Raw genomic sequence first — 26,075 nt, 5'->3', positions numbered from 1 at the left:
CAGGTGAAAGACGATGGCGCCGCGCCAAACCTTCGCGGCGTCACCTCCTTTTGAATGAGCTGCTACTTCGTCCAGACGCCGTCGTGCAGCGCTTCGGCCTCTTTTTCGAGCAGCGGGCCGACGACCTCCGTCGGCCGCTGCCCGCTGGCAAAGACCTCGCGACACGGCAGGTCGAGGGTCGGGTTCTCCGGATGGTTGCCGGTGATGGCGCGCAGGCGATCCTCGCTGAGGCCATAAACGACGCGGCCGATGCCGGCCCAGTAGATCGCGCCCGCACACATCGCGCAGGGTTCGGCTGACGAATAAAGCGTGGCTTGCGCCAGCACCTCGCGACTGAGGGTACGACAGGCCTGGGTGGCCGCGAGCCGTTCGGCATGCGCGGTGCCGTCATGATCCGGCATGTAGCCGTTCTCGCTCTCGATGAGCACCTTGCCCTCGGCCGCGACGACGATGCAGCCGAAGGGATGGTTGCCATGGGTGAGCGAGCGGCGGGCGACCGCGAAGGACAGGCGTAGGAAGTGTTCGTCACGTTCGGACATGCCGTCCATCGCTGCTCCACGATCAGTACCGGCCGCGCGCCGGCCGACCAGGATGAAGGTCGGCTTCGCTGATCCGTGCTTCATACATAATTTGCCGTGGAACATCACCAGCAGCCGGTCGGACGGTTGTTGGCGAGCGCAGTTTCCGGATAACCGCTTGAAAAATATTGATTATGCGGGCCATCAAGATCCTGATATGGAAAAGTGCCGGATACCGATACAGGCGTTGGCCCGCCCTCGTGCACGACCGGGACGAGGCAGTCTGGCGCATACTCGCATTCATGCTAATCACGCGCGTGTTGAGGCCGGCGCGGGTGCGTGATTTGGCCGGCACCGAACTCGTACCGTTTGGCGCCGAGACAGCAACTCCCGCGGCCCAGAGAAGAGGAAATTTGTCGAGATGGGGGCCGTTAACGCCGTTCAAGATGCATCGCTCGGCGAAACCATCGTGCGCCGAATCAACGATCTGGCGGCGATCTCGGAAACAGGTGACAATCTCACCCGCATCTATCTCACCAAAGAGCTGCGCGAGGCGGCGGACCTCATCCTTGGCTGGATGCGCGAAGCCGGCATGAGCGCCCGTCTCGACGCAATCGGCAATGTCTGTGGCCGCTACGAAGGCGACCGGCCGGGCGCGCCGTGCCTGATGCTCGGCTCGCATTACGACACCGTGCGAGATGCCGGCAAATGGGATGGACCGCTGGGTGTGATCACCGCGATCTCCTGCGTCGCCGATCTCAACCGTCGCGGCAAGCGCCTGCCGTTTGCGATCGAGGTGATCGGCTTTGCCGACGAGGAGGGGGTGCGGTTCGCGTCGACCTTGCTCGGCAGCCGTGCGGTGGCCGGCACTTTTGACGAGAGCGTCCTGAATACGCGCGACAGCGACGGCGTGTCGATGCGCGACGCGCTCGTGCAGTTCGGCCTCGATCCCGACCATATCGGCGCGGCCGCGCGGGCGCGCCGCGAACTGCTTGCCTATCTCGAATTGCACATCGAGCAGGGGCCGGTGCTGGAAGCGCAGAACCTGCCCGTGGGCGTCGTCACCGCGATTGCCGGTGCCACGCGCCTTGCCGCCCGGCTGACCGGGATGGCCGGTCATGCCGGCACCGTGCCGATGGGGCTGCGCCGTGATGCGCTCGCCGGCGCGGCCGAATGCATCGGTGCGATCGAGCAGTTTTGCCGAACCGACGAGGGCGGCCTGGTCGGCACCGTCGGTTACGTCCAGGCGAGGCCCGGTGCGACCAACGTCATTCCGGGCGAAGTATCCTTTACCATCGATATGCGCGCGCCGACCGACATGCACCGCAAGCGCGCGGTGGCCGACGTCGTCCGCCAGATCGAGGCGATCGCCAAGCGCCGGCAGCTGGCCCTTCAGCTGGACGTCACCCATGAGAACCGCACCGCGCCTTGCGCGCCGTGGCTCAAGGAGCAGATCGCGCAGGCGATCGAAGCCGAAGGCTTTTCCGTATTCGAGCTGCCGAGCGGGGCTGGGCACGACGGCATGGCGATGATCGAAATTGCCGATGTCGGCATGATCTTCGTCCGCTGCCGCGGCGGCATCAGCCATCACCCGGACGAGCATGTCGAACTCGCCGATGCCGACGCCGGCGCCCGGGTGTTGCTCAGAGTGATTGAGAATTTTCAGACGCGGGACAGCCGCGCCGGAGCGAGCTGAACAGCCGGACCGCCGTTCGTCATCGGGGCGAGACACGAATCGATCATGCTTGGCATGGTGACCGGCCATCGCCGGCATCGCGAGACACCAAGTGCACATGAACAGCGACATTCCTCCGCCGTCACACCGCGCAAACCGGTTTTACCAGGGCATGGCTGCGACTTTTGTCGCCAACGCGCTTCAGGCAGTCAATTTCCTCGGTGATCGGTTCCTGAGAAACATCATTCATCGTCGGCCATCGAGGACCTCTATCGGTATTCGATGGACAGCGCGTTCTCGGTGAGCGAGGCCTTCCTCGTCACGGGCGCGCCGCACGCCTCCGCCTATTATCCCCGCGACTTCGCCTGGTTCTATCCTGACGTGCTCGATCCCAACACGATCATGTCCTCGCAGGACGCGGTGCGGCGGGTACGTCTGCTCGAGAAGAGCGTGCGCCTGCTGCTGGAGGCGGTTCGCGCCAACGTCGTCACCACGACCCTCGTGCCGGCGGGCCGCGGCCGGTATCTCGGCGTGAACTATTTCTCGCGGCCCTCGGATACGCTGCTCGGCATTCTCGCCGGCCTCCAGCAGATGATCTCTGCCGAGGAGAGGACGTCGTCCTATCTGGCGATGTCGCAATGCGCACATGCAGGCCGCCTGTTGCTGGCCGAATATGGCGATGACCTGAAGCGGGCGATCCTCGAGCTCGCAGGCGAGCTCGAACCGTTCAATGATGACGGCACCGGATATTTGCTTTGCGATGTCCACGCACCTCGCTCCGCTGCAACAGACACCCGCGCCGAACGCAGGCGCTTCGTGACCAATGCTTCGGTCTACACGACCTTCGTGTGGGGCGTGCAGCTCGGGATCGTCAACGAGAACGAGCTGAAGCGGCTGCTCGGGCGCGACCTCGCGCAGTACAAGAACGACCTGCTCCGCCTATTCGGCAAGGATGGCCATATCAGGCATTCCCTGGATGGTCCCGCGAGCTCACCGGTATCGTCGGTTGCGCTGGATTTCGTCAGCGTGCATCGCGGCTTCTGGGATATGAACGATGCCACCGAGCGCGCGCTGTTCGCGGCGACGGCGGATCTCATCATCGCCGAACCGCGCTTTCGCATCCCCAGCACGTTCCACTTCCTGGTGTCGGCGGATAATCCGCGCAACAAGATCATCCACAAGATCGCGGCACCGGCCTATCAGGGGCGTTCGTCCTGGCCTACGTTCAATGTCGAGTTTGCAGATCGTATGCTGGACTTCGATGAGGCCTCGGGGGGCGATACCTACCGGGCCTGCGCGCAAGGTATATTGAAGGACATTCGCACCGCCACCGAAGTCCACGGCGGCTATCAGGAGCTGATCTCGGAACACGGTCTGAAGTATCGAACCTGGGCCTACAAGGGCGCGGTGGCCCACTCCTGGTTTCCGCGCTTTCTGTCTGTCTGGAGGAGGGCGTATGGAACGCCGCTCCTCCAGTGGAATGACTGATCGATCTTACCCCGCCGTGACGTCCACAAGCTCGCCGCCTTCGAGCACCTTGGCCGCCTTGGCGCGGTCGAGGTCGCCTTCCCAGGCCGCGACCACGACCGTGGCCACGCAATTGCCGACGAGATTGCCGAGCGCACGGGCCATGCCGATGAACCAGTCGACCGACAGCACCAGCACAAGGCCGATCGCGGGGATGCTCGGCACCGCGTTCAATGTGGCGGCCAGGATCACGATGGCCGAGCCCGGCACGCCATGCGCACCCTTCGAGGTGATGAGCGAAACGCCGAGCACCAGCAGGAGATCACCGAAGGACAACGGCGTGTTGGTGGCCTGCGCGATGAAGACGACCGCAAGTGTGAGATAGATCGAGAAGGCGTCGAGGTTGAAGGAATAGCCGGTCGGAATGACCAGACCGACGACGGAGTCCTTCACGCCCATGCGCTCCAGCTTCTTCATGATCTGGGGCAGCACCGCATCCGACGATGCGGTGGCGAGCACGATGGTCAGCTCCTCGCGCAGGTAAGCGAGGAATTTGAGGATGTTGATGCCTGCGAGCGCCATCACCCCACCCAGCACGCCGAGCACGAAGATGCCGACCGAGACATAGAACAGCAGTACCAGAGACACGAGCTGCTTCAGCGAGCCGACGCCGTATTTGCCGACGGTGTAGGCGACCGCGCCGAGCACGCCGAGCGGCGCGACGCGCACGATCAGACCCATGACGCGGAACAGCACGGTGGAGGCCGCGTCGATGACGGAGGTGATGAGCGCGCCCTTCTCGCCGCCGACCAGCGCTAGGCCGACGCCGAACAGCACCGCGAAGAACAGCACCTGGAGCACGTCGTTACGCGAAAGTGCATCGAAGGAGGTGGTCGGGATCACGTTCATCAGGAAGGCGCCGATGCCGCCGCCGGACAGCTTGTGGGCATTGTCGGCATAGGTGTTGAGCGCCTTGGCATCGAGGGTCGAGGGATCGATGTTCATGCCGTGGCCGGGGCCGAAGATGTAGGCGAGCAGCAGGCCGACGACGAGTGCCACCGTCGTCATGACCTCGAAATAGACCAGCGCCTTGACGCCGACCCGACCGACCTTCTTGAGATCACCCGCGCCGGCAATGCCGTGCACGACGACGCAGAACACGATCGGCGCCACGATCATCGAGATCAGCTTCAGGAAGGCGTCGCTGAGGATCTTGAGCCCGACGGCGAAGTCCGGAACCGCCATCCCCAGGATCACGCCAAGCGCCAGAGCGGCGAGGACCTGGACGAAGAGCGAGGTATAGAGCGGCTTCGGCTCGGCGGCGGGTGCCGCAGTGATGGTCGACATGGTGGACTACCCCGGTCTGACGCGTCTTGAGCGTCAAAAAAGGAGCAACAACCGTGCCAGATTGTCGCGAAGATCCCGGAAGTATCGCAGGCGTGATATCGGGGACGCCGCGCGGCACCTCTTCACCGGTGCACCGCGGGGCGGGGACTCATCGTGTGGCCGCCGAGGAGCCGCAGGGCCCGCGGTCAGTCGTCGTGCGCCCGTGTCATGCCACGAGATCCAGCAGCCGGCATGATCCGCGCACGAGCACCCTGCGTCCCGCGGGGGTCATCGCCGGCACGCCGTCATCGATGACGACGAGGCCGAGCTTGACGAGACTTTCGATCATGTAAGCCTTCGAGAGGCGACCGCTCGACGTCGAATTGCGAAGTGTGCGCAGAGCTTCCCATTGGTCCGGCGAAAGATCGAAGTCAACGTCGTTGCTCATTTTGCCTCAAGCGATAGTCCAGTCGCGCGCCCCTGTTAGCGGCACCGCATGAAAACCATGCGACGACAATGAGTCGAGAATTCGGTGCGTCGTTTAGAATGTCTCTTCACAAATTGCCGCACTTCGTTGCGCCACAAGCGTTAAGATCGTTCGCGCACGAACATCGTTCCGATTCTCGATCACTAATTGATGATCTGTACTTGATGTTGCGCTGCGAACTATCGCAGTGCACAGGAAGGGTCGGTGTCCCATTCCGCGTCGCAATATGCACAGAAATGATGATCGATAGTATTCTGGCTCGCACGGGCTCAGGAGTGGGAGCAGCGCGCACTCGACGAAATCGCCCATCACTTTCGGGAGTGCAATCTCGCGCAGGCCGAGCCGAACGCCGCCTGACGCTGGCGGCCATTGTTGCTCACTGATAAGTCGCCACGATATCGGACACGGCGCGCTCAAGCTGTTGCGCCGTGGCGCATTGGCGCACGACGCTGCAGAAGGTCGCGTAGCGCGGCATCTCGGAATCGCCCAAGCCCCAGGCGAGCCGACCCTCGGGATTGAGCCAGACCAGTCGCTTCGAGCGGTCGGCGATCCGGCGCAAAATGTCGGCGCGCGGGTCGAGATTGTTGCTGCGGGCATCGCCGAGCACGATCACCGTGGTCTGCGGCGTCAGCGAACTCATGAACCCCTTCTCGAAATCGACCAGCGAAGAGCCATAATCCGACGAGCCGAAACCGACCTTGGACATGATCTCGGACATCGCCTCCTCCGGCGACTTCGATTCCAGGATCTCGCTGACCTCGATCAGGTGCGAGGAGAAGGCGAAGGAGCGGACATCGTCGACCACCTCGTGCAGAGAGTGGATCAGCAGCAGAAAGAAATCGGATACTTGCGCAACGGAGCCCGAGACGTCGCACAGGGCTACGATCTTCGGCCGGTCGCGATGCTTGCGCTTCCATGCCGTGAGGAACGGCACGCCGCCCCAGGCCGCGTTGCGGCGGAGCGTGCGCCGAACGTCGAGATGGCCGCGGCGCTGGCGCTTGCGCGGCTTGGAATAGCGCTCGCGCAGCCGGCGCGCGATCTGGCGGATGAGAGCGCGCATCTCGGCGACTTGGCGCCGCTCGATGCGGGCAAGCGGAGCATTGCGCAGGATCTCGTTGCGGAGGTTTTCGGCCTCCTCGCGGGCATAGAGTGCAAGCCCCTGAGAGACCGTATCGCGCACGGCTTCGCGTAAGGCGTCGAGCGCGGCGCGTAGACGTTCGGCCTGTGCCGGGTTGGTTGCGGTCAGCTCCTCCAGATCGTCGCGCAGGCGCTGGAGGCCCATGGCGTCGAGGATGCGGCTGGAAAAGATGCCGCGCTGGGTGGAGTAGCGGATGTCGGAAAGGGAGGCCGCCCCGGAGGCGCTGGCGATGGCGGCCGCGATCGTATCGCGGTCCTGCGATAGCAGCATCTGCGCGAGCGGGCCCAAACCTTCGGGAGCGCCGGAGGAAGGCGTCCGATCCGCGTCCTGCGGAGTGTCGTTATTGTCGGCTTCGGGCTGGTCTTGCCGCGGCTCCGGCTGACTGAAGAAGAGATCAAAGCAGTCGCCGAGCGCGAGCTTCTCGTCCCGCGACTTGGCAAGTGTCAGGAGCAGCGCGTCGCGCAGGACGGCGCGGTCGGAGATGCCGACCTGCGCGACAGCGCGCATCGCATCGATGCTTTCGGCAGGCGAGACGTGAACGCCGACGCCGCGCGCCGCCCGAAAGAAACGATGGAGATTCTCGCGCATCGGCGTCAACCGAAGACGTTGGACCGCGCCGCCTTGGCAATGAAGGTCGTCACCTGCGGCGCTGCGGCCTCGATGTCGGCTTCGTATTTCAGAAGCACGTTGAGCGTGTCCTTGATGATCTCGGTGTCGAGCTCGGCGGCCTGGAGCAACACAAGTACGCGCGCCCAGTCGATGGTCTCGCTGACCGAGGGCAGCTTCTTCAGATCGAGCGAGCGGATCTCGTGGATGAAGCCGACCATCTGCCGGCGCAGCGTCTGCGAAATGCCGGGTACGCGGCTTTCGACGATGCGCTCCTCCAGCCGCTGCTCGGGGAAGCCGATATGCAGATGCAGGCAGCGCCGCTTCAGGGCGTCGCCGAGGTCGCGCTCGCTATTGGAGGTGAGGATCACGGTCGGCGGCGTGATGGCCGAGACGGTTCCGAGTTCGGGGATCGTGACTTGGAAGTCGGACAAGATCTCCAGCAGCAGCGATTCGAATTCCGCATCCGACTTGTCGATCTCGTCGATCAAGAGCACGCAGCCACCCGGCTGCTCCAGCGCCTGGAGCAGGGGGCGGGGCTCGACGAACTCCTTGGAGAAGAACACGTCGCCGAAATCATGGAGCTGGTCGAGCGCGGCGTGCAGCGTCTGCGCGCCGCCGAGCACTTCGCCGAGCTTGTCCTTGAGGATCTGCGTGTAGAGAAGCTGCTTGGCGTATTTCCACTCATAGAGCGCCTTGGCCTCGTCGAGGCCCTCGTAGCATTGCAGGCGGATCATCTTCATGCCGCGCCAGGCGGCGATGGCCTTGGCAAGCTCGGTCTTGCCGACGCCCGCGGGGCCCTCGACCAGGATCGGCTTCTCGATTTGCTGCGACAAATAGACGGCGGTCGCGATTTGCCGGCTCGCGATATAACCTTGCGCGGCGAGGCCGCTCTCCACTGCCTCGATCGAGGTCGAGGCCTTCTGATCTGCCACGAATGGGCGCTCCCAAAGGTCTTGGTTGAGGCTTGTTCTGCCTGCGTTCCCGGCAAAGAACAAGCCTCGTTTGGGAGACCTCAGACCCGCGCGAAAGGCGCTTTTTCCGCTTCGCGCAAATAGTCGAGCGGGGCGCCGGTCGCGATCAGTGCCGCAGCGGCTCCGGCTTGCGGATCGTCTGTCTAAGCTCGGCTCCGCAATCGGCGCATTCATAGACGAAGTCGATCTTGGCAAGACTCCAATGCGGCTCGACCTCGCGCACATACATCGGCAGGAACCCCATGCAGGTGGGGCAAATCACAGGCGCGATCTCGATATCCAGATGATGCTGAACATAAGCTGGCATCTCGGCTCTCCCTCGCAGGCGACCATCAACCCCGCGCAAAAAATACTTCCGGTTGCTCTGGAGCCCTCATCAACTCTTTCGAACAGAGACGGAACGACGACCGTTTGTCGTTCGCTGTGACATTCTTGTTACGGCTCTGTACTGTAACGGGCGGACCAAATGCCTATTTGACAGGCCGATCCGGTGTTCGGACTTTCACCTCAACGATAAGGGAGCACGCCCATGACGCATGCCATTCGCTTTCACAAAACCGGCGGTCCGGAAGTCCTGGTCTGGGAGGAGGTCAGCGTCGGCAAGCCTGGACCCGGCGAAGCGCGCATCCGCCACACCGCTGTCGGCCTCAATTTCGTCGACATCTATAACCGTTCCGGCCTTTATCCGGCGCAACTGCCGAGCGGGCTCGGCAGCGAGGCGGCCGGCGTCGTCGAGGAGGTCGGGCCCGGCGTCACTGATCTGAAGCCGGGCGATCGCGTCGCTTATGGCGCCTCGCCGCTCGGGGCCTATTCGGAGGCCCGGCTGATTCCCGCCGATCGTCTGCTGAAGCTGCCCGACGGCGTCGATGACAAGACCGCGGCGGCGATGATGCTCAAGGGGCTCACCACGCAATATCTGATCCGACAGACTTATCGGGTGAAGGCGGGCGATACCATCCTGCTTCATGCCGCGGCTGGCGGTGTAGGCCTGATCTTGAGCCAGTGGGCCAAGCATCTCGGCGCGACCGTGATCGGCACGGTCAGCAACGACGAGAAGGCGAAGCTCGCCAAGGCGCATGGCTGCGACCATGTGATCATCTATACCCGGGAAGATTTCGTGAAGCGGGTCGACGAGATCACCGGTGGCAAGAAAGTGCCGGTGGTTTACGACTCCGTCGGTAAGGACACGTTCCTGAAGTCGCTGGACTGCCTCGCGCCGCTCGGTGTCGCCGCACTGTTCGGCCAGTCCTCCGGCGCGGTGGAGCCGCTCAATCTCGGCCTGCTCGCCCAGAAGGGCTCGCTCTATGTTACGCGTCCGACGTTGTTCACCTACGCCGCCAAGCGCGAAAATCTGGTTGCGATGGCGAACGAACTGTTCGACGTCGTCAAGTCCGGCGCGGTCAAGATCGAGGTGCACCAGACCTATCCGCTGAAGGAGGCCGCCAAGGCCCATGCCGATCTTGCGGCGCGCAAGACCACGGGATCGACCGTTCTCCTGGTCTGATGCTCGGTCGGGCCGTGACGCGAGCTGCCCAGCTTGCGTCACGTCCGATCGTGCTTGTGCAGATCGCGGGTGTGATCAAGGCGGATTGCCTGGAGGTCGACATCTTCGGGCGGGATTTGGGGCAAGGCAGCCTCACTCAGGATGGCCTCGGTCACATCCTCGACCGCATTCTCGACGATTTCGTGGATGAACGAGATGTTCTGGTATTCGCCCGAGGCGATCCGGGAGACGACCTCGCGCCTTGTGATTTCGGGATCGACCACCGCCTCGCGGCCCCGCCGCCCATAATCGATCATCACGACGAAATATTGCATGAAAACGATCCTGCCGCGCCCCGTGGTCGGGAACGCGGCATAGTTTATTTCTGAAAATCGGAATGTTGTCAATCGCGATTTCGGTATTCAAGAAATCGCAGGCCGTGCGCTCCCTTACTTGCCCTTCTTGCGGGGGCGCGCCGATTTCGCGCGCAGCCGCTCAAGCTGCCCCTTGGGCATGGACAGGCAGATCTCCCCGACCCAGTCGAGCTTGACGCCGACGATCGGCTTGGCGTTGAAGCTCGTGAGATTGACGACAGAGGGTGATTTTCCCCGCTCGATGGTCTTCAGATAGCGCTCGCCGGTCTTGAGCCGGACCACCGCCTCTTCGCCGTAGAAGCTCGACAGCGGATGGCGCTGGTCCTTGTAGACCACGATCACGTCGCCGCTTTCGTACTTGGGCAGCATCGAATCGCCCACGATCTCGAATGCGATCGTCTCTTCCATGATGGGGAAGGGCAGCGTGACGTCGCCGAGACCTTCCGGCGGAACCTGTTCATAGTCCGGCTCGATCACCGCGCCGGCTCCGACGCGGCCCATGATCGGCGCGAGATTGAGCTCGAGATATTCCATGATCGGAATGATCTCCGAGGCCTTCACCAGGCGCTCGCCGCCGAGGATCTCCGACACCGCGCCGGGGCGCACGCCCATAGCCGCCGCGAGGCCGCCCTTGCTCTTGCCCGTCTTCTCCAGGCCCCGCTCGATCATTGCTACGTCCAACATGGTGATTCCCTCGATTGCGCACCGTCTCGCCTCTTATAATCCGAAATTCGGAATTGATGCAATTATGAATATCAGAATTATTGCTTGACACCCTATTCGGAATAACGGAATGTGTGCTTCGCCTCCCGGTCGTTCGTTGGTGGGAGGCGCATCACAGGACAGCAGCATGGAACCGGGCCATTGGCCGTCGGAGCATTCCGACGCGCTTCGCGACTATTTTCTCAAAGGCATGTCTTATGCAGAGATCGGAAGACAGATTAACGCAAGGTTTGGAACGGCTTACACGCGCAGCGCGGTGGTCGGCCGCGCCAAGCGGCTCGGGCTCGTCGTGCCGCAATGGATGACGAGCCCGTCGATCGTGCCGGATGAACCCAGCTTGCTTTCGCCGCGCCGGGCGGCGTTGCCGAACCTGAATCTGCCGCCGAAGTCGGCGATGAAGCCTGCGGCGCGGGTCAAGTTGCGTTGCGTCGGCGTCCAGCCGCGCCTGATCCAACTGGTCGAGCTCGAGCCGACCGACTGCCGCTATCCCTATGGCGGCGACAAGGACGGAGAGGAGATCACCTTCTGCGGCCACCCCCGCCAGCCGAGCTCCAGCTATTGCACACCGCATGCCCGCCTGACCCGCCGTTCCGAGGCTGGGTCTGCCCGTGTCGCAGGCCCCGTCGTGCTGAAGTTGGTTTCGGCCGCCTGAAGGTGCAGCCGTCCGTTCAATCGTCAGACTTGCAAGGAGAATCCGAGTGGCTCGTGCCCGACGCAACAAATCTTACAAACTGGCGCAGATCTACGACCGGCGGTCCCGGGAGGTGCCGTTCAACGCCGAGGTGGCGGAGGTCGAGGTGGACAATCCGCTCGCGCTCGATTCAGGTGAGAAGATCCTGGCCATCCGCTCGATCCGTAGCGATCCGCTCGGCCGGCTGCACGCGCACCACCAGATCGACGAGGCGCAATACCGCGGCGGCCGCGCCTTCCAGAACGATTGGGAGCGGGCGGAGCGCGGCCCCCAAGCGGTGGATACGACGCGCGAATATGTCGATGGTGCCGGCACGCGCGAGCCGGTCACCGAGAGCCAGCGACAGGCGGTGCTGCGGCTGAACCGGGCCGAGCGCGAGCTCGGCACCGATGGCGCCGCGCTGGTGCACGACGTGCTGGTGCTTGGTCTGACCATGGATCAGATCGGGCAACGTCGCGCCGTCCGCACGCAGCGCTGGAACGATTATTTTGCGCGGCGTTTTCGCGAATGCCTGGATCGGCTGGCGTTGGTCTACGGCTTCGCGACGGAGACGGGAACGCCGCGAGCGGACCGGCGTAGATGATTGCGCGACGCCGGCGGCCTTGGCCGCCGGCGTCGCAGCCCGTTGCTTAGGGATGAGGGACAATCTGGTAGGGTGTGGTGTAAGGCTCGACGCGGAGCGAGGCGTTGGCCAGAAGCCCGATCTTTGCAGTCGGCGCTTGCTGTAATTCGCCGTTCGGCCCACGATGCACGTTGTATTGCCAGACGGTGAGATCGCCCTTCTGTGCCAGCGCGTGTGCAACGGCGCTCGCATCATTGCCGCCGAGCGCCTGAAGCTCCTCCGCTGACAATCCGACGACGATTTCGTCCTTGATGGTGACGATCTTGAACAGGTTCATCTTGGTCTCCTGGGCCCATGCGCCTTGTATCGAAAGGGTGAGAAGCGCGACCGCGGCGCCCTTGATGAGATCGCAGCGAGAAAGCATGCCGTCGTCCTCTTGGTGCTGACGCGCGCCCAAATCAAAGAGTCTACAGCCATGGCGCCCGTATCTGCGTGGCCGTGCCGCAACGGCTTGGTCGCTCGCTCGCGGACAACGGTTCACGGCGGAATCCAGACGGATGGATCCTGCCGCGAGCAGCAGCGCCAGGACCGAGACCGGAGACCGGCTGCAAAATCGACTTTCATGCTGGCGATGCAACCGCGGCGATTGGACTCAACGATAACGGGTACGCGCCGGATTGCCCGCGATCAGGGGTTGTGTGCGTAATTGTTGCCACTTCTTGACGCAGGTGGGTGACGGCGGTCGGTATTCCTGATATCCGGAATCACCGTGGCGTGATGCAGACGAAGCATCGCAATACCCACGATTGAGCTTGCCGGATAGGTTGTTGCTTGGCATAGTTACAACCAGATGGTTGGGGCCGCCGTTTAGATGTCGTTCAGCGTGCCAATCCGGCGGGCGCCCCGGCCTAGAGTTCGTCGGGATAGGTTCTGTTGCGGCGTTCGGTTCTCGAGTGGATCACGAAGGCCGATGCTTGTCATAGGTGCGAGATGAAAAACCTCGATTTCGCGGCTGAGCTGCATCTCAAGCTCGGTGTGCCTACAAGCAGCACTGTCGAAAGTCTGCGTCTGCTCCGCGCATTCCTGAAGCTCGCGCCTCGGCAGCGTTTCGAAGTGATCAAGCTGGTCGAAGATCTCGCCACCGAAGAAGCTCTTCCCGAGCACCCCTTGTGCTGAATCCGGCCGCGTGCCGGGTCCATTCGTCTCCCCTCTTTTCTTGCCAGAACCTGGCTCGCCGGCGTCGTTCCCCCGAGGCTGGCCGCTGGAAGGCGGTCCGGCAAGTGTGGTATTCAGTTGGGAAAAGGGAGGAGTGCGACCATGATTGAACCAAAGCTCGAGGTTCCGGCCGAACTGCGCGATTTGGCCGAAAAGACGATCGACCAGGCGGAAAAGGCATTCGGCATGTTTTTTGAAGCCGCCACCAAATCGATGTCGACCGTTCCCGGCGCGGGGACTGAGGTGTCGAAGCAGGCGCTGGCTTTCACAGAGCAGAACATGAAGTCGGCCTTCGAGCATGCCCGCAAGCTGGTGCATGCCACCGATCTCCAGGAAGCGATGCAAATCCAGTCCGATTTCCTGCGCAGTCAGTTCACCAGCGCCGGAGATCACATGCGCCAGATGACCGGCAGTCTCATGCAATCAGGCAAGGGCAAGTCGTCCTGATTCTCGGCGTGTGTACAACGTGCCCGCAAATTGATCTTGTGTGGCATGGAGATCCGCGCTTCGATACTTGCGCAGGTCCATGACGGGCCACCGGATGATTTCATTCGCCGTCCGTCATCCTTTCTGCTGATCCCTGCCGGTCCTCCGGCAGGGATTTGCATTTGTGGCAGGTCGTGATCGTTCGGGATGAATCGTCAGGGTATTGTTTGAGCATGATTTTTCGCAAAACCGCTGCACCCGCGGGCCGGCCGAGACATTTCGTATCAAGGCTTTTCGCATCGAGACTTTCGGTTTAGTGCGACACGTGTCTCTCCGACGCGGCACCGCACTTCTAGCTTGCCGGCTCGCTAGCCGCCTTGATCTGCCGCAAAGCGCTCCCGGCTAATAGTCGCCCGGATTCATGATCATCGGGCTTCCCGTATCGGCGGGGGCCAGCGCGCTGCTGGCACTGTCGCGCAGGAAATGGTCGAGCGTCGCCTGAATCTTCTCCTTGACCGCATCAGGACCGCGGTCGCTCATCTCGGTATGTTGTGCGCCGGTGTGGACGATGTCGATGCCGCGCGCCTTGGCCTGTTCCGGCGTCGGCAGGACGCCGGGGTCGGTCAAGAAATGAGGATCCTTCGAGCGGAACGAGAGAATCTTCAGATGATCGCTGAGCACGAAAGGCACCCGCAGATTGTCGAGCGTGATCACCTTCGACACCAACTCGGGGTGCTGATGGGCGACATACATGGAGACATCGCCGCCATTGGAATGGCCGACCAGCGTGATGTGCTCGTATTCGACGTTCTCCTGCCGTCTCTTCAGTTCGCCCAGCACGAAGAGGATGTTTGCTTCGCAACGGATGTAGACTTCGCGCCGGCCGACATAGGGCTGACCGACATGGGTCATCAATGGCGGATCGCTCGGCAAGTCCTGCTGGATGCTGGCAACCAGATAGCCTCGCGCGGCGAGCACGTTGGCAAGGAAGGAATATTCGGTAGCCTTGACAGTGTTCCCGTTGCTGATGATGGCGAGCGGAAGCTTCCAGAGGCCCAGATTGGCCTTGGTCTCGTAGTCGCGCCGCACGGCGATCTCGACCGCGATCGGACGCTGGCGCGAGGCGTCGAACAGGGTCAAGGTCTCATGGCGGATCGCGAACCGGCTCACGACAAGATATTCCCCGACGCCGAGGACGCAGAGAAACGCCAGGATTGCAAACACCCTCTTCATCGCTTCGTTCTCAATCAATTTTGACTGAACGTGGTCATTGGGAACTCCCGGATCGAGCGATCGTGAGCGGGTTACGGGATTAAATTTAGGCAAGTCTGTGAGCGGCGCCCCGAAAGCGCCGCCCGGGTGCCATCGCACCAGACAACAGTTAAAGGCAGCCGGCCTTGTTGCGATCGGGGCAGAGCCGGAACGCGCTCGAGAGCGTGAAAAGGAAGCGCGGGCTACGGCGCTCGTTGTCCGGCGCCCGGTAGCTCAAGGGGACCGCCACGCCGAGATCGGCCTGGAGATCGTATGGCAGGAAGAACCGCACGCCGGCTCCGGCCGATGTCAGCGACAGCCCATCGCTCAGGCGATAACCGTCATTCCAGACTGCGCCTGCGTCGCCGAAGACGTAGAGCTGATAGCCCGCCCAATAGCGGAAATTGAGCTTCTGATCGAAGCGCAGTTCGGCCGAGCCGGCAAGGCCGTTGTCACCGCTGATCTCGGCTGCGCCATAGCCTCGGCCGAAGGCCGCGCCGCCAAGATAAAATTGCTGCGAGGTGAATAATGGCCGTGATGCCGTCTGGCTCGCAGCCGAGAGCTTGAGCGACCAGGCGTCGTTGAGCGTCTGGTAGCGCGTGAACCAGAAGTTCAGCACCGAGAAGTTCGACGAGGCGCCGTCGCGCGATAACAGATCATCGTCGAAATGCGATGCGCCAAAGATGTCGAGGCCCTGGCGGTAGGTCAGCGTCGCGAGATTGGTGCCGCCGAAGCGATCCTGGAGCCGGTAGTCGGCGGTCAGGCTGACGGTCCTGATGTGGTCGTTGTACCAGGGGCCGTAGATGTCATGCTCGGACACGTTGCTGAAGGTCCCGGCGACGGTAAGCGTCAGCCCGGAGGATTGCGACATGAAGGGCACGGCGCTTGCTCGCACCTCGAAAGCTTCGGTGGTGGTGATGTCGCTGTCGAGGCGGCGTGCGTCACCCGGCCGGACCGCGCTGTACAGGACGGAAGCACCGAGGCGGACACCGTCGACGCCGACGGGCGCGTCATAGGACAGGCGTACGAAGCCGAGCTCGCGGGGATCGTTGGCAATGGTCGACAGGTTGACCGTCAGCGCGTCGCCGGGCGCGAGATAGGAGTTGAACGCGCCGGTGGCGTAGGTTTGCCAGGGACCGACCGACGACGATCCGAGATTGTCCAGGCCGAATGAGGAGAAGACGTGCCAGGTCTTCAGATAGATGGTCAGGCGGAAGCGGCCGGTCGTACCACCGATCTCTTCCAGCGCGGTGTCGGTGATCCGGACGCCCGGCTTGCCGCTGATCAGGAAGAGCTGGCGTTCGAGTGTTGCCAGCCGCGACGGTTGTTCGGCCAGAACCGGGCCGAGCATCGGCCTTACGCCGAACTGCTCGGCGCCGTCGCCTTTCAGCTCGGCCTGCACGATTGCGCCTTCGATGACCTGGATGCGGACGTGGCCGTCGGCAATGTCCTGCGGCGGCACGATGGCCCGGCTCAAGTGGAATCCGGCTTCGCGGTAGAGGTCGCTGATCGTGCCGGCGATCGCGGCGAGGTCCGCCTGCGAAACCTTCTTGGCGAGATAAGGCTGATAGACCGCTGCGATGCGATCGGGGGAGATGGCGCGAGCGCCGATGACGCTGATCCCGCGCAGCACGAACTGCGGCTTGGTGTCGCCGCCCGTACTGGGCCGGTCGACACCCGACAGCTTGACCGGAGGCCGGTTCAGCGAGTCCCGCTCGGTTTGGTTTTCAAAGTATTTCTCGGGCTGGCGCGGATCGAATCCCGGCTGGTTCGCCTGCTGCGCGAATGTCTGTGGAACTTCCGTGAAAATGAGGCCCAACAACACCAGCGCGGTAAGAAGATGCCGTTTCTCGCCACGCGCAGTAAACCCGTCTCCGTAGTTCGACGGAGACTGTCCTCGAGGGCGGTAAGGGTTCGTTAGCCGCATGATTTTTCATAGTTTTTTATGGTCACCGATTGGTTAATCCGGTCGCGCTGCTCGCGGCTGTCCGATAATCCTATCTTGAGTGATCTCGGATACCCCCTCAGGCCTGACTGTAACGCGGACTGAGGATCATCATGTTCGGCAAAGTTGGAATGCGGCGCGCCTTGCTGGCAGTGCTGATCCTGGGAACGACCTCCAGCGCGTTCGCGGCAGATGACGGCGTCTGGTCCGTCAGCAAGTCCTCGGGCGAGGTCTGGCTCGCGACGAACGGCACCCAGCAGGTGTCGTTGAGCCAGGAAGGGACGCTGAAACCGGGCGATACCATTCGTACCGGACGCAATGGACGCGTCCTGCTTGTCCGCGGTGAGGAAACGATTCTGATCTCGCCTAATTCGGTGGTCGGCTTGCCGGCGGAGAAAAAGGAAGGGCTCTCGACCACCATCATGCAGCAGGCAGGTTCGATCCTGCTCGAGGTCGAGAAGCGCAACGTCAAGCATTTCGAGGTCGAGACGCCCTATCTGGCCGCTGTGGTCAAGGGAACGCAATTCAGCGTCACGGTGGGAGCGGGTAGCACCAAGGTCGGCGTGCTCCGCGGCCAGGTCGAAGTCTCCGACTTCAAGACGGGACAAATTGCACAGGTCATGCCGGGACAAGCGGCCACCGTCCTTGAGCACGGCAAATCCGGCATCAGCCTAAGCGGTGCCGGGACGTTCAATCCGATCGAGCACGGCAAGCCGCGCGCCGCGACGATCGAGCGTGTTCCCGTGCCGAAGTCAGGGCTGTCGGCGCCGCGCAATGCGGCGAACGGCGGTGCCATCCATGCGCTCGGTCCGATCGACAAGGGGACCAAGACGGCCGGCGCGCCATCCCATCAGGCGGCTGGAGGTCATGTCCCCAAGGCCGGCGTCGTGCGGATCTCGAGCTCGCTCGGTGAGGTCAAGCTCAACTTCCATAAGGTGACGCGCGGACTTGCCCACGGCACTGTGGCTCGCGGCCAGGTGCGCCACGCCAATGCCAGCACAGGTGCCGAGACGGTCCGGAGCGACAACCGGACCAGCACGAGCGCATCCAACGGCGCGATTGAGACTGCCGCAACGACGAGCGGTGCCGCAACGGCTGGCGGTAGCGGCTCGTCGATTCCGGGCGCCGCAATAGTCGCCGCGGCGGCCAACAACGGAAACTCGGGCGGCAACGGAAATGCCAACTCCGGCAATGGCAACAATGGTAACGGCAACGGCGGCAACAACGGCGCCACTGGGAACGGCTGGAACAACAACGGGAACGGCAATTGGAATGGCGGCGGTCACGGCAGCAATGGCCATGGCCGCGACCGACACTGAGGCGGTTTGCTAGGGGATGAGGGGCGCACCCGCTGGAGCGGGGCGCGAGAGGATCAGTGAAACGCTATCGGCCACATATTCTGGTTGTGATCGCGCTTGCGATCGTGCTGTCTACGGGATGGCACGGTTCGATTCGCAACGCGCTCACCGACCTGCGCTTCGCCTGGCAGTCACGTGACGCCAGCGGCAATGTCGTGGTCGTGGCTATCGACGCGCCGTCGATCGACCAGATCGGGGTCTGGCCCTGGCCGCGCAGGTTGCACGCCGCGCTGCTGCGCAGGCTCGAGGCCGCGGGAGCGCAGGACGTCGCCTTGGATGTCGATTTCAGCACGCCGTCGGATCCTGCATCGGACGAGGCTTTCGTCAATGCGCTCCGTGAGGTCGGCGGCTCGACCATCCTGCCGTCCTTCAAGCAGCCGACGCCGAATGGTGGTCCGGCTCACGTCAACCGCCCCCTCAAGTCGTTCGGCAACAGTCGTGGCCGGCCGTCGTCAATGTCGCAGTCGAATCCGACGGACTCGTTCGTCGCTATCCGTTCGGCGAGAAGCTCGGCGACGCCTTCATGCCTTCGATGGCGGTCGTGCTGGCGGGACAGGATGCCAATCGGCGGCCGCCCTTCCTGATAGATTTCAGTATCCGTGCGGCCACCATTCCCACTGTCTCTTATGTCGACGTGCTACGCGGCGATACCACCACGCTCGGCAAGCTGAAAGACAAGAAGATCATCGTCGGTGCGACAGCGCTCGAGCTCGGAGACCGGTTCAGCGTTCCGAACGGCAAGATCATCTCAGGGCCCATTCTCCAGGCGCTGGCTGCTGAATCCATCTTTCAGAACCGGATGCTGCGCTGGACGTCCGATATCGGCATGATCCTTGGGCTGGGCGTGATCTGCGCGCTGATGATGTATTCGTGGCGCCGCTTCGCACCAGGAATTCGCGTCGCGATCCTCATCGCGGCCGGGATGGGCCTCGAACTGGTCGCGGCCTTGGTGCAGGCGAGGTGGGCTCTTGTCATCGACACATCGCTGTTTCACATCGCCACTGTTGCCTATCTGACCGCAACTGCGCTGGACGAAATCGATTTTCGTAGCCTGCTCGGACGCATTGCAGAGAGCCGCTTTCATCGCATCGCGATGTCGCTCGGCGACGGGCTCGTCTGCACCGACGAGGATCACCGGATCACGGTTTGGAATCCCGGCGCGAGCGCGATCTTCGGCTACCTGCCGGCCGAGATCATTGGCCGCCCGTTCGAAACGCTGTCCGCTTTGCCGGTGGACGGCGGTACAAGGCCGTCCATGCACGACGCGGCGCGCCAGGCGCTTCTCGTTCCGGGCGGGGCGGTCGTCGTCGAGTTCGAGGCCCGGCGCAAGAATGGGGAGACCTTCCCGGTCGAGGCGAGCTTCTCGGGCTGGCAGGGAACGGACGGCTTCCAATACGGAGCGATCCTGCGCGATATTTCGGTCCGCAAACGTGAAGTTGAGCGTATTCGATACTTGGCCGAACACGACGCGCTGACCGGGCTTGCCAACCGGAGCATGCTGCAAGCTGGCCTCACCGATCTGATCCGTGCGGCAGAGCGGCGGTCTTCCGGCATCGCCCTGCTCGTGCTCGGGCTCGACGGCTTCCAAGAGATCAACAACATGCTCGGACACTCGGCCGGCGACCTCGTGCTGCGCGCGGTTGCCGAGCGTCTCCAGAGCGAAGTCGATGGTAAGGCGATCGTGGCCCGGCTCGGCGGGGACGAATTTGCCATAGCGATCGATTGCGCGAAAGTCGGCGAGCCGATCGCAGCGTTTGCCGAGCGGATCGCGCACGCGTTTGAAGCGCCACTCGCAACGGGCGCGCGACAGCACCGCGTCAGGATCAGCGTTGGCGTTGCCGTCTATCCGGAAGGTGGGCAAAAGGCCGATGATCTCCTGAGCAATGGCCATCTGGCGCTGAGCCGCGCGAAGAGGACCCGGCGCGGCAGCCATGTGATCTTCGAAAGCGTGATCAGGCAGGAGCTCGAAAACCGGCTGACGCTGGAACGGGAGCTGGCACTTGCCGCCGACCGCGGCGAGTTCGAACTATTCTACCAGCCGCAGGTTCGTCTGATCGACGGCAGTCTGGTCGGAGCCGAAGCGCTCATTCGCTGGCGACATCCGGTGCGCGGCTACGTCTCGCCCGGAGAGTTCATGCCGGTGGTCAACACGTCGGCCCTGTCGGAGCGGATCGCGAACTGGGTGATGGAAACCGCCTGCCGCCAGGCGCGAGCCTGGGAATTGTCCGGCAACAACGTGCGCGTCGCGCTCAACCTCGCGCCCTCGCAGCTTCAATCCGGCGATCTCGCGCATTCGGTCGCGGCCCTGCTCGACGCGACGGGGCTGACGCCATCGCTTCTCGAAATCGAAGTCACCGAAAACATCCTGCTCCATGACGAACGCCGTGTGCTCGCCATGTTCAAGCGGATTCAGGAGCTCGGCGTCCGAATCCTGTTCGATGATTTCGGTACCGGTTATGCGAGCCTGAGTTATCTCAAGAAGTTTCCGCTCGACGGGCTCAAGATCGACCGATCGTTCGTATTTGGGCTTCTCGCGAATTCCGACGATGCTGCCATCGTCAGCTCGACGATCGGCCTCAGCAAGCAGCTCGGTCTGACGGTCGTGGCCGAAGGCATCGAGAACAAAGCAACTGCCGACCTCCTGGTCAGCATGGGATGCGGGGAAGGGCAGGGATATTTCTTTGGCCGTCCGATGCCTGCCGCGGCATTCGAAAAGCAGTTCCTAGCCGCGGAGCTCGAGGCTGTCAGCGCGGCCTGAGCAGGGTGGTTTGCTGCTACCGCCGGCGCGCTATTGCGACGCCAAAGAGGAATGCGACGAACAGGCTGGTCAGCGGTGCTTCGCGCGTGATCGCCGCGACTGTCGCGAGAGTTCCGCCAGGCTTTCGCGCTTCCTCGATCGTAGAGGTCAGGCGGTCGACAGCTGCGCGCAGGCCTCCCGCGACCTCGCCGATCGTGCGGGAGACGTCCGTCGCTGCATCGATGGCACGCTCGGCCACACCGGGTTGGGAAGTGGGTTGCGGTATCTCCGTGCTCACGGGCGCGACCTCCAGGCCTGACATGCGGGCCGACACCTTTGGCTATCCGCGCGAGCGCTCGTTTTGAACAGCGGGTCTGATGACCTTTGGCTATCCGCGACAGGCGCCGTGATTGACGGCGGGTGCCGGCCTTGGATGGGCAATTCAGCGCGCGGGATTTTGTTCCGGATGATTTGTTCGGGCGGACCTTCCCCGGGAAACGACGGGTGCGAATCTCTGTTAGGCTAGGTCAACCTTGCTGATGTCAGGAGACAGCCGTGACCGATCGAACCATGGCGGATCGAGCCCGGCGCATCGCCTTGCTCGGCGCTCCCATCGACATGGGGGCCTCGCAGCGCGGCACCTTGATGGGTCCTGCCGCACTGCGCACCGCCGGCCTTGCGACACTGCTCGAAAGCCTGGATTTCGAGGTCCGCGATCATGGTGATCTTTCCGTCGCCGGAGTCCCGGACCTCACCGACAGCCCGCCCGAAAAAGCCAATCACTACCGCGAGATCCAGCGCTGGACGCGCGTGCTGAGCCGCAAAGGTTATGAGATCGCGACAACCGGCGCGCTGCCGATCTTCCTCGGCGGCGATCACACGCTGTCGATGGGATCGGTCAATGCGATGGCGCGTCATTGGCAGGAACGTGGACGCGAGCTCTTCGTGCTCTGGCTCGATGCCCACGCCGATTACAACACGCCGGAGACGACGATCACGGCAAACATGCACGGCATGTCAGCCGCGTTCTTGTGTGGCGAGCCCGGCCTCGACGGCCTGCTGGGTGACGATCCGCGCGCTTCGATCAATCCGGACAAGCTGGACCTGTTCGGCGCCCGTTCGATCGACAAGCTCGAGAAGGAGTTGATGCGCTTGCGCCGGATCAGGATCGTCGACATGCGCCAGATCGACGAATTCGGCGTCGCCGTCCTGATCCGCCGCGTCATCGAGCGGGTCAAGGCGGGCAATGGCGTGCTGCATGTCAGCTTCGACGTTGATTTCCTCGACCCTTGCGTGGCGCCGGGCGTCGGCACCACAGTGCCGGGTGGGGCCACCTATCGCGAGGCGCACCTGATCATGGAGCTGTTGCACGATTCCGGCGTCGTAGGATCGGTCGACATCGTCGAGCTAAATCCCTTCCTGGACGAACGTGGTCGGACCGCGCGTACTGCAGTTGAGCTGATCGGCAGCCTATTCGGTCAGCAGATCACCGACCGGCCGACGCCCAGCAACGCAATCGCGCCGGGCGAGTAAAGCGGCGGACGGCGTGTGTGCTGAAAGCGCAGCAGTCGGAAACGTGTTCACGGCGCGGAATTTGGTTTCGGCAAATCAACAGGAAAGGCGCTGTTGGCTCGGAACTTGCTTGATGGAAACGGGAACCTGATGGGGCGCCATCGCATTGACCTGCGATAGGGAAGATAGCGGATCCTTCGATGACAATTGGCCGTTTCGCAAGCTCCATCTCCGCCGCTCTCCGCCATCCCGGCGTGATCGCGCTGATCGTCGCGGGTGTGACGATTGCTGCAATGCTGATCGTCGACCACGGACCCTGGAGCCGCGCCAAGACGCAGCCGGCCCATGTTGCAATGTATGCGACCACGGGAGACGCGGCACGGGCCGCTGGCGCCACGGTGCTACCGACCAAACCGAAGTCGCCGATCGAGCCAGTGCGGCCGGGACCCAAGACGTCCCCCACCGTCAATCCCGTGACGCCGTAGCGCTCTCGGCTGCTGCGACCGCTCGTCTTCGGCGAATGCGCGCGGCAATCGTGCGCAGTCGCGTCATCCAGTCAACGATGAACCCAGCAAAGCGAGGACGGCCAGCGCCATCAGCGCGGTGGCGAGCCAGCCCAGCGCGATCAGCCATGAGCGGGCCCTGAAGCGGCCCATGATCGCGCGGCTGGAGACGATCAGCATCATCATCGCCATGATGGGGACGGCGACAATGCCGTTGAGCACCGCGCTCCACACCAGCATATGGATCGAGTCGATTCCGGTGAAGCCGAGGCCGAAGCCGATGAGGGTTGCCGCGGCGATGATGGTGTAGAAGCCGGCCGCTTCGTCCGGCTTCGCCTCCAGCGTGGCACGCCAGCCGAAGATCTCTGCGACTCCGTAAGCGGCCGAGCCCGCCAGGACGGGGATGGCGAGCAAGCCGGTGCCGATGATGCCGGTCGCAAACAGGGCAAAGGTGAAATCCCCGGCGAGCGGCCGCAACGCTTCAGCCGCTTCCGTGGCCGAACTGATGTTGGTGACGCCGTTGGCGTGCAGGACCGACGCCGTGGTGAGAATGATGAAGAACGCGATGCTGTTGGAGAGCAGCATGCCGGAGATGGTGTCGGCCCTGATGCGCGCGAGCTCCGGGCGGCCGCCGTGCTTGAGTTGGCGAAGCGGCTTGTCACGCCTGCCCTGGTTCATCTCCTCGACCTCCTGCGAGGCCTGCCAGAAAAACAGATAGGGGCTGATGGTGGTGCCGAGCACGGCGACCACCATCAGAAAATAATCGCCGCTGACATTGGCCTTCGGCCACACCGCGGCGAGCAGCGCCGTGCTCCAGGGAATCCTGACGGTGAAGGCGGTCGCGACATAGGCGAACAGCGCCAAGGTGAGGAATTTCAATACGGGCGAATAGCGTCGGTACGGCAGGAACACCTGGAGCAGGGTCGAGCCGGCCGCGAAGATCAACGCGTGCTCGTGGTTCAGGCCGCCGATGACGAGTGAGAGGGCCTCGGCCATCGCGGCGATGTCGGCGGCGATGTTGAACGTGTTCGCGGCAACGAGCATGGCGACCAGCGCCAGAACCGCCCAGCGCGGCGCGACCTTCACGACGTTGGCGGCCAGCCCCTTGCCGGTGACGCGTCCGATCTGCGCGCTGACGAGCTGGATCGCGATCATGAATGGCGTGGTCAGAAATACGGTCCACAGCAGACCGTAGCCGAATTGCGCGCCGGCCTGCGAATAGGTGGCGATGCCCGACGGATCGTCGTCGGCAGCTCCGGTGACGAGGCCGGGCCCCAATCGTTGCAGCAGCGTCGGCGCGGATTTTGTGGGGGCCGCGTCGCTGTCGCTCATGGAAGGGGGCCTCAGTCAGGGTTGTATCTTCATAGCAAATGCCGACGAGGGAATGAAAGTTCCCGGCCACGCGAGCCGCGCATTTCTGATAATGCTAAGTCTGCTTGCTCCGTCGGGCAAAACAGGGGTAGATTGCCATCATCGAGCAATTCAGGACGTCACGCCCGTTCGCCAGGCTTCGCGCCCGGTGGCGGTGGCGGATGCCGCATGGAAGTGGTGCTGCGCCCAGCGTCCTACTTGACGCTGACGAGCATGCCCCAGGCGGCGGCCAGCGCCGCGCCGGTGAAAAGGACCACCGGATTGTCGCAGAAGGTGCCGCCATAACTGCACGCGTCTGCTCCGAATTGGCCGAGCTCATGATGGCTCGCGGAATAGAATAGTCCCGACAGCACCAGCAATGCAGCAGCGACGTAGTACATTGTAGATCTCTCCGGCTTGCCGCCGTTCCAGACGACATGTCCCAGCATGACGCGGAGAGATTTCGTTTCGCCGAATCCGCTTTGCTGCATTTGAGATAAAGTTTGCCCCGACCGGACAAAACACTGGCAAAATGAGACCATAGGCGAGCGCCGGCGTCGCGACGATGGCTGGCGCTCGGGATGAAAGGCCCCGCATCGCGGGGCTTTTGTCGTGTGGCTTTGTGGGGCCTGTCGCCGCAGATCGCCCCGACGAAACACGCCTGAAACATTGCTGAAACCGGATCGTCCTGAACTCCACCGGGCCAAGCCCCGACCAACGGAGCGAACAGGAGAGACAATCATGATCCAGATCGGTTCGAAGGAAGAAGTCGCGCTGTTGCTGGCGCTGTTCGGTATCCATACCCAGCCGGTCAAGCGGCCGAAGCCGAGATCGCAGCAAAGGTGAGAGAGGCCATGCCCGGTTTGGCCGAATGTCAGAGCCTGTTGCGGCTCCTGATCGCCAGGGGCGATCCCAAGGCCATCCCGCTCCGCCAAGGGCGTCATCGAACCAGTTTTTGAACACGGCGCCGGCCAGCGCCCGTGGGCACGGCCTGCGCGTGCTCCAGCGCGACGCACTCGACCAGCACGATGTCGCAGTCGGCGTGCAGCGCTCGTTCGCCGAGATCGAGCGCAAGCTTGCGGAGGAGTGAGGGGGTGTTGCGATCGCACGCACGCGATCATTGACGCGTCAGTGTCGGGCGGGTTGGCTCGAGTAGCCGAGACTGCTCGGACTCCAGCACGGCGATCTTCCGGCCGAGTTGCCAGACCTCGACCTTGCCCAGCCGCGTGAACTGCTTCGCAAAGGCCAAGGCAGAGGAATCGGACGAGGCTTCAAAGGCTTCGGCGGAGCGGAAGACGCCGTTCTCGCCGACGAGATAAGCGCGATATTGCTGCGTCATGTCGGCGCCCTCAGGCCGGGCGAGCGGAGCCAGGCCTCGATCTGCATGGCCGTCTCGTCCTGCCGCGCCTGACGCAGCAGCATCTCACGGCGGCGGCCCGGTGCCAGTGTGCGCGCTTCCGCGCGGCAGCGAGCGGCCTCGTCCGCGAGTCTTTCGTTCAGTGTCGTGGTCTGTTTGAAACGACGCCGCTTCAGCATGGCGCGGCTCCTCGTTGGAGTAGGGCGGGAGCGCAACTGGCGTTCTCATCGCCGATCGATGCCTCAAGCCTTGATGGCTTAACCTTATGCTCCTGGCAAAGCGGAGTCACATCATTTGATATGTTGCGCGTATTAAATTTTCAGGTGCAAGTTCAGTCGTTTGCGCCACTTACTCATCTTGCGCGCGTGACACCAAAGTTCATTTTTGAACCGAAGCG

At 63.1% G+C, this 26,075-nt stretch carries 26 protein-coding genes and 2 pseudogenes; 12 read left to right on the top strand and 16 right to left on the bottom strand.

What is annotated here, in order from left to right; translation table 11 throughout:
- Positions 1-62 precede the first annotated feature (62 nt).
- Positions 63-548, bottom strand: coding sequence for a nucleoside deaminase (locus tag EAV90_RS17860; protein WP_129144210.1), 486 nt, complete (start codon positions 546-548; stop codon positions 63-65).
- A 391-nt stretch (positions 549-939) separates the two neighbouring features.
- On the opposite strand from EAV90_RS17860, the gene EAV90_RS17855 reads away from it, so the two are divergent.
- Both EAV90_RS17855 and EAV90_RS17850 read left to right on the top strand, forming a co-directional pair.
- Entirely contained in the window at positions 940-2,214 is a 1,275-nt protein-coding gene (locus EAV90_RS17855; protein ID WP_129144193.1) for an allantoate amidohydrolase, read from the top strand.
- A gap of 97 nt (positions 2,215-2,311) precedes the next feature.
- A pseudogene (locus EAV90_RS17850) lies at positions 2,312-3,681 on the top strand (hypothetical protein).
- Between the two features lie 6 nt (positions 3,682-3,687).
- Here the strand turns inward: EAV90_RS17850 and EAV90_RS17845 are convergent.
- The 5 genes from EAV90_RS17845 to EAV90_RS17825 form a co-directional block, all read right to left on the bottom strand.
- Positions 3,688-5,007, bottom strand: a complete 1,320-nt coding sequence (locus EAV90_RS17845; RefSeq protein WP_122402226.1) for a dicarboxylate/amino acid:cation symporter — start codon at positions 5,005-5,007, stop codon at positions 3,688-3,690.
- Between the two features lie 205 nt (positions 5,008-5,212).
- On the bottom strand, positions 5,213-5,434 hold the full coding sequence (locus EAV90_RS17840) for a hypothetical protein (RefSeq protein WP_129144192.1): 222 nt from the start codon (positions 5,432-5,434) through the stop codon (positions 5,213-5,215).
- Between the two features lie 415 nt (positions 5,435-5,849).
- The gene (locus tag EAV90_RS17835; RefSeq protein ID WP_129144191.1) at positions 5,850-7,199 is read right to left on the bottom strand and encodes a vWA domain-containing protein; all 1,350 of its coding nucleotides are present in this window, start codon (positions 7,197-7,199) and stop codon (positions 5,850-5,852) included.
- A 5-nt stretch (positions 7,200-7,204) separates the two neighbouring features.
- On the bottom strand, positions 7,205-8,152 hold the full coding sequence (locus tag EAV90_RS17830; RefSeq protein ID WP_164936988.1) for an AAA family ATPase: 948 nt from the start codon (positions 8,150-8,152) through the stop codon (positions 7,205-7,207).
- Between the two features lie 145 nt (positions 8,153-8,297).
- Positions 8,298-8,498, bottom strand: a complete 201-nt coding sequence (locus EAV90_RS17825) for a hypothetical protein (RefSeq protein ID WP_122402229.1) — start codon at positions 8,496-8,498, stop codon at positions 8,298-8,300.
- A gap of 222 nt (positions 8,499-8,720) precedes the next feature.
- Between EAV90_RS17825 and EAV90_RS17820 the strand changes: the two genes are divergently transcribed.
- Complete coding sequence (locus EAV90_RS17820; RefSeq protein ID WP_122402230.1) at positions 8,721-9,695, top strand: quinone oxidoreductase family protein; 975 nt, start codon at positions 8,721-8,723, stop codon at positions 9,693-9,695.
- Positions 9,696-9,733: 38 nt separating this feature from the next.
- Here the strand turns inward: EAV90_RS17820 and EAV90_RS17815 are convergent, their stop codons facing one another.
- Both EAV90_RS17815 and EAV90_RS17810 read right to left on the bottom strand, forming a co-directional pair.
- On the bottom strand, positions 9,734-10,009 hold the full coding sequence (locus EAV90_RS17815; RefSeq protein WP_122402231.1) for a hypothetical protein: 276 nt from the start codon (positions 10,007-10,009) through the stop codon (positions 9,734-9,736).
- Positions 10,010-10,123: 114 nt separating this feature from the next.
- Positions 10,124-10,732: a S24 family peptidase gene (locus tag EAV90_RS17810; RefSeq protein ID WP_024343287.1), complete on the bottom strand. Its 609-nt coding sequence runs from the start codon at positions 10,730-10,732 to the stop codon at positions 10,124-10,126.
- A gap of 166 nt (positions 10,733-10,898) precedes the next feature.
- On the opposite strand from EAV90_RS17810, the gene EAV90_RS17805 reads away from it, so the two are divergent.
- Positions 10,899-11,423 carry a GcrA family cell cycle regulator gene (locus tag EAV90_RS17805; protein ID WP_129144190.1) on the top strand — a complete coding sequence of 175 codons (525 nt, stop codon included), beginning with the start codon at positions 10,899-10,901 and terminating at the stop codon, positions 11,421-11,423.
- 46 nt (positions 11,424-11,469) lie between these two features.
- Entirely contained in the window at positions 11,470-12,045 is a 576-nt protein-coding gene (locus tag EAV90_RS17800) for a hypothetical protein (RefSeq protein ID WP_129144189.1), read from the top strand.
- 46 nt (positions 12,046-12,091) lie between these two features.
- Here the strand turns inward: EAV90_RS17800 and EAV90_RS17795 are convergent, their stop codons facing one another.
- Positions 12,092-12,448, bottom strand: coding sequence for a hypothetical protein (locus EAV90_RS17795; RefSeq protein WP_100232835.1), 357 nt, complete (start codon positions 12,446-12,448; stop codon positions 12,092-12,094).
- Between the two features lie 566 nt (positions 12,449-13,014).
- Between EAV90_RS17795 and EAV90_RS17790 the strand changes: the two genes are divergently transcribed.
- Positions 13,015-13,200, top strand: a complete 186-nt coding sequence (locus EAV90_RS17790; protein ID WP_122402234.1) for a hypothetical protein — start codon at positions 13,015-13,017, stop codon at positions 13,198-13,200.
- A gap of 141 nt (positions 13,201-13,341) precedes the next feature.
- Positions 13,342-13,686: a phasin gene (locus EAV90_RS17785; RefSeq protein ID WP_122402235.1), complete on the top strand. Its 345-nt coding sequence runs from the start codon at positions 13,342-13,344 to the stop codon at positions 13,684-13,686.
- Positions 13,687-14,067: 381 nt separating this feature from the next.
- On the opposite strand, the gene EAV90_RS17780 is transcribed toward EAV90_RS17785, so the two are convergent.
- Positions 14,068-14,898, bottom strand: coding sequence for an alpha/beta fold hydrolase (locus tag EAV90_RS17780; RefSeq protein WP_129144188.1), 831 nt, complete (start codon positions 14,896-14,898; stop codon positions 14,068-14,070).
- A gap of 148 nt (positions 14,899-15,046) precedes the next feature.
- Positions 15,047-16,843 (bottom strand): ShlB/FhaC/HecB family hemolysin secretion/activation protein, encoded by a 1,797-nt coding sequence (locus EAV90_RS17775; protein WP_129144187.1) that lies wholly within the window; start codon positions 16,841-16,843, stop codon positions 15,047-15,049.
- Positions 16,844-16,974: 131 nt separating this feature from the next.
- On the opposite strand from EAV90_RS17775, the gene EAV90_RS17770 reads away from it, so the two are divergent.
- Positions 16,975-18,180, top strand: coding sequence for a FecR domain-containing protein (locus tag EAV90_RS17770; RefSeq protein WP_129144186.1), 1,206 nt, complete (start codon positions 16,975-16,977; stop codon positions 18,178-18,180).
- A gap of 56 nt (positions 18,181-18,236) precedes the next feature.
- Positions 18,237-20,977 (top strand): annotated as a pseudogene (locus EAV90_RS17765) (EAL domain-containing protein).
- Between the two features lie 16 nt (positions 20,978-20,993).
- Here EAV90_RS17765 and EAV90_RS17760 read toward each other — a convergent pair.
- Complete coding sequence (locus EAV90_RS17760) at positions 20,994-21,254, bottom strand: hypothetical protein (RefSeq protein WP_174221567.1); 261 nt, start codon at positions 21,252-21,254, stop codon at positions 20,994-20,996.
- Positions 21,255-21,511: 257 nt separating this feature from the next.
- Between EAV90_RS17760 and rocF the strand changes: the two genes are divergently transcribed.
- Both rocF and EAV90_RS17750 read left to right on the top strand, forming a co-directional pair.
- Entirely contained in the window at positions 21,512-22,489 is a 978-nt protein-coding gene (gene rocF / locus EAV90_RS17755; protein ID WP_129144185.1) for an arginase, read from the top strand.
- A gap of 179 nt (positions 22,490-22,668) precedes the next feature.
- The gene (locus EAV90_RS17750; RefSeq protein ID WP_129144184.1) at positions 22,669-22,953 is read left to right on the top strand and encodes a hypothetical protein; all 285 of its coding nucleotides are present in this window, start codon (positions 22,669-22,671) and stop codon (positions 22,951-22,953) included.
- Positions 22,954-23,016: 63 nt separating this feature from the next.
- Here the strand turns inward: EAV90_RS17750 and EAV90_RS17745 are convergent, their stop codons facing one another.
- A complete protein-coding gene (locus EAV90_RS17745; protein WP_129144183.1) occupies positions 23,017-24,303 on the bottom strand; it encodes an NRAMP family divalent metal transporter in 1,287 nt (428 codons plus the stop codon).
- 233 nt (positions 24,304-24,536) lie between these two features.
- Entirely contained in the window at positions 24,537-24,722 is a 186-nt protein-coding gene (locus tag EAV90_RS17740) for a hypothetical protein (RefSeq protein ID WP_122406545.1), read from the bottom strand.
- Positions 24,723-25,276: 554 nt separating this feature from the next.
- Here EAV90_RS17740 and EAV90_RS41265 point away from each other — a divergent pair.
- A complete protein-coding gene (locus EAV90_RS41265; protein WP_283810490.1) occupies positions 25,277-25,411 on the top strand; it encodes a hypothetical protein in 135 nt (44 codons plus the stop codon).
- 27 nt (positions 25,412-25,438) lie between these two features.
- Here EAV90_RS41265 and EAV90_RS17730 read toward each other — a convergent pair whose 3' ends face one another.
- Both EAV90_RS17730 and EAV90_RS17725 read right to left on the bottom strand, forming a co-directional pair.
- A complete protein-coding gene (locus tag EAV90_RS17730; RefSeq protein ID WP_122402241.1) occupies positions 25,439-25,660 on the bottom strand; it encodes a hypothetical protein in 222 nt (73 codons plus the stop codon).
- Complete coding sequence (locus tag EAV90_RS17725; RefSeq protein ID WP_129144182.1) at positions 25,657-25,857, bottom strand: hypothetical protein; 201 nt, start codon at positions 25,855-25,857, stop codon at positions 25,657-25,659. The genes EAV90_RS17730 and EAV90_RS17725 overlap by 4 nt, the downstream gene beginning before the upstream one ends.
- Between the last annotated feature and the right edge of the window lie 218 nt (positions 25,858-26,075).

Origin of the sequence: Bradyrhizobium vignae (assembly GCF_004114425.1) — a bacterium.
Lineage (GTDB): Bacteria > Pseudomonadota > Alphaproteobacteria > Rhizobiales > Xanthobacteraceae > Bradyrhizobium > Bradyrhizobium vignae.
The sequence above is the reverse complement of the archived record's forward strand: the minus strand, read 5'-3'. Positions and strand labels throughout refer to the sequence as shown.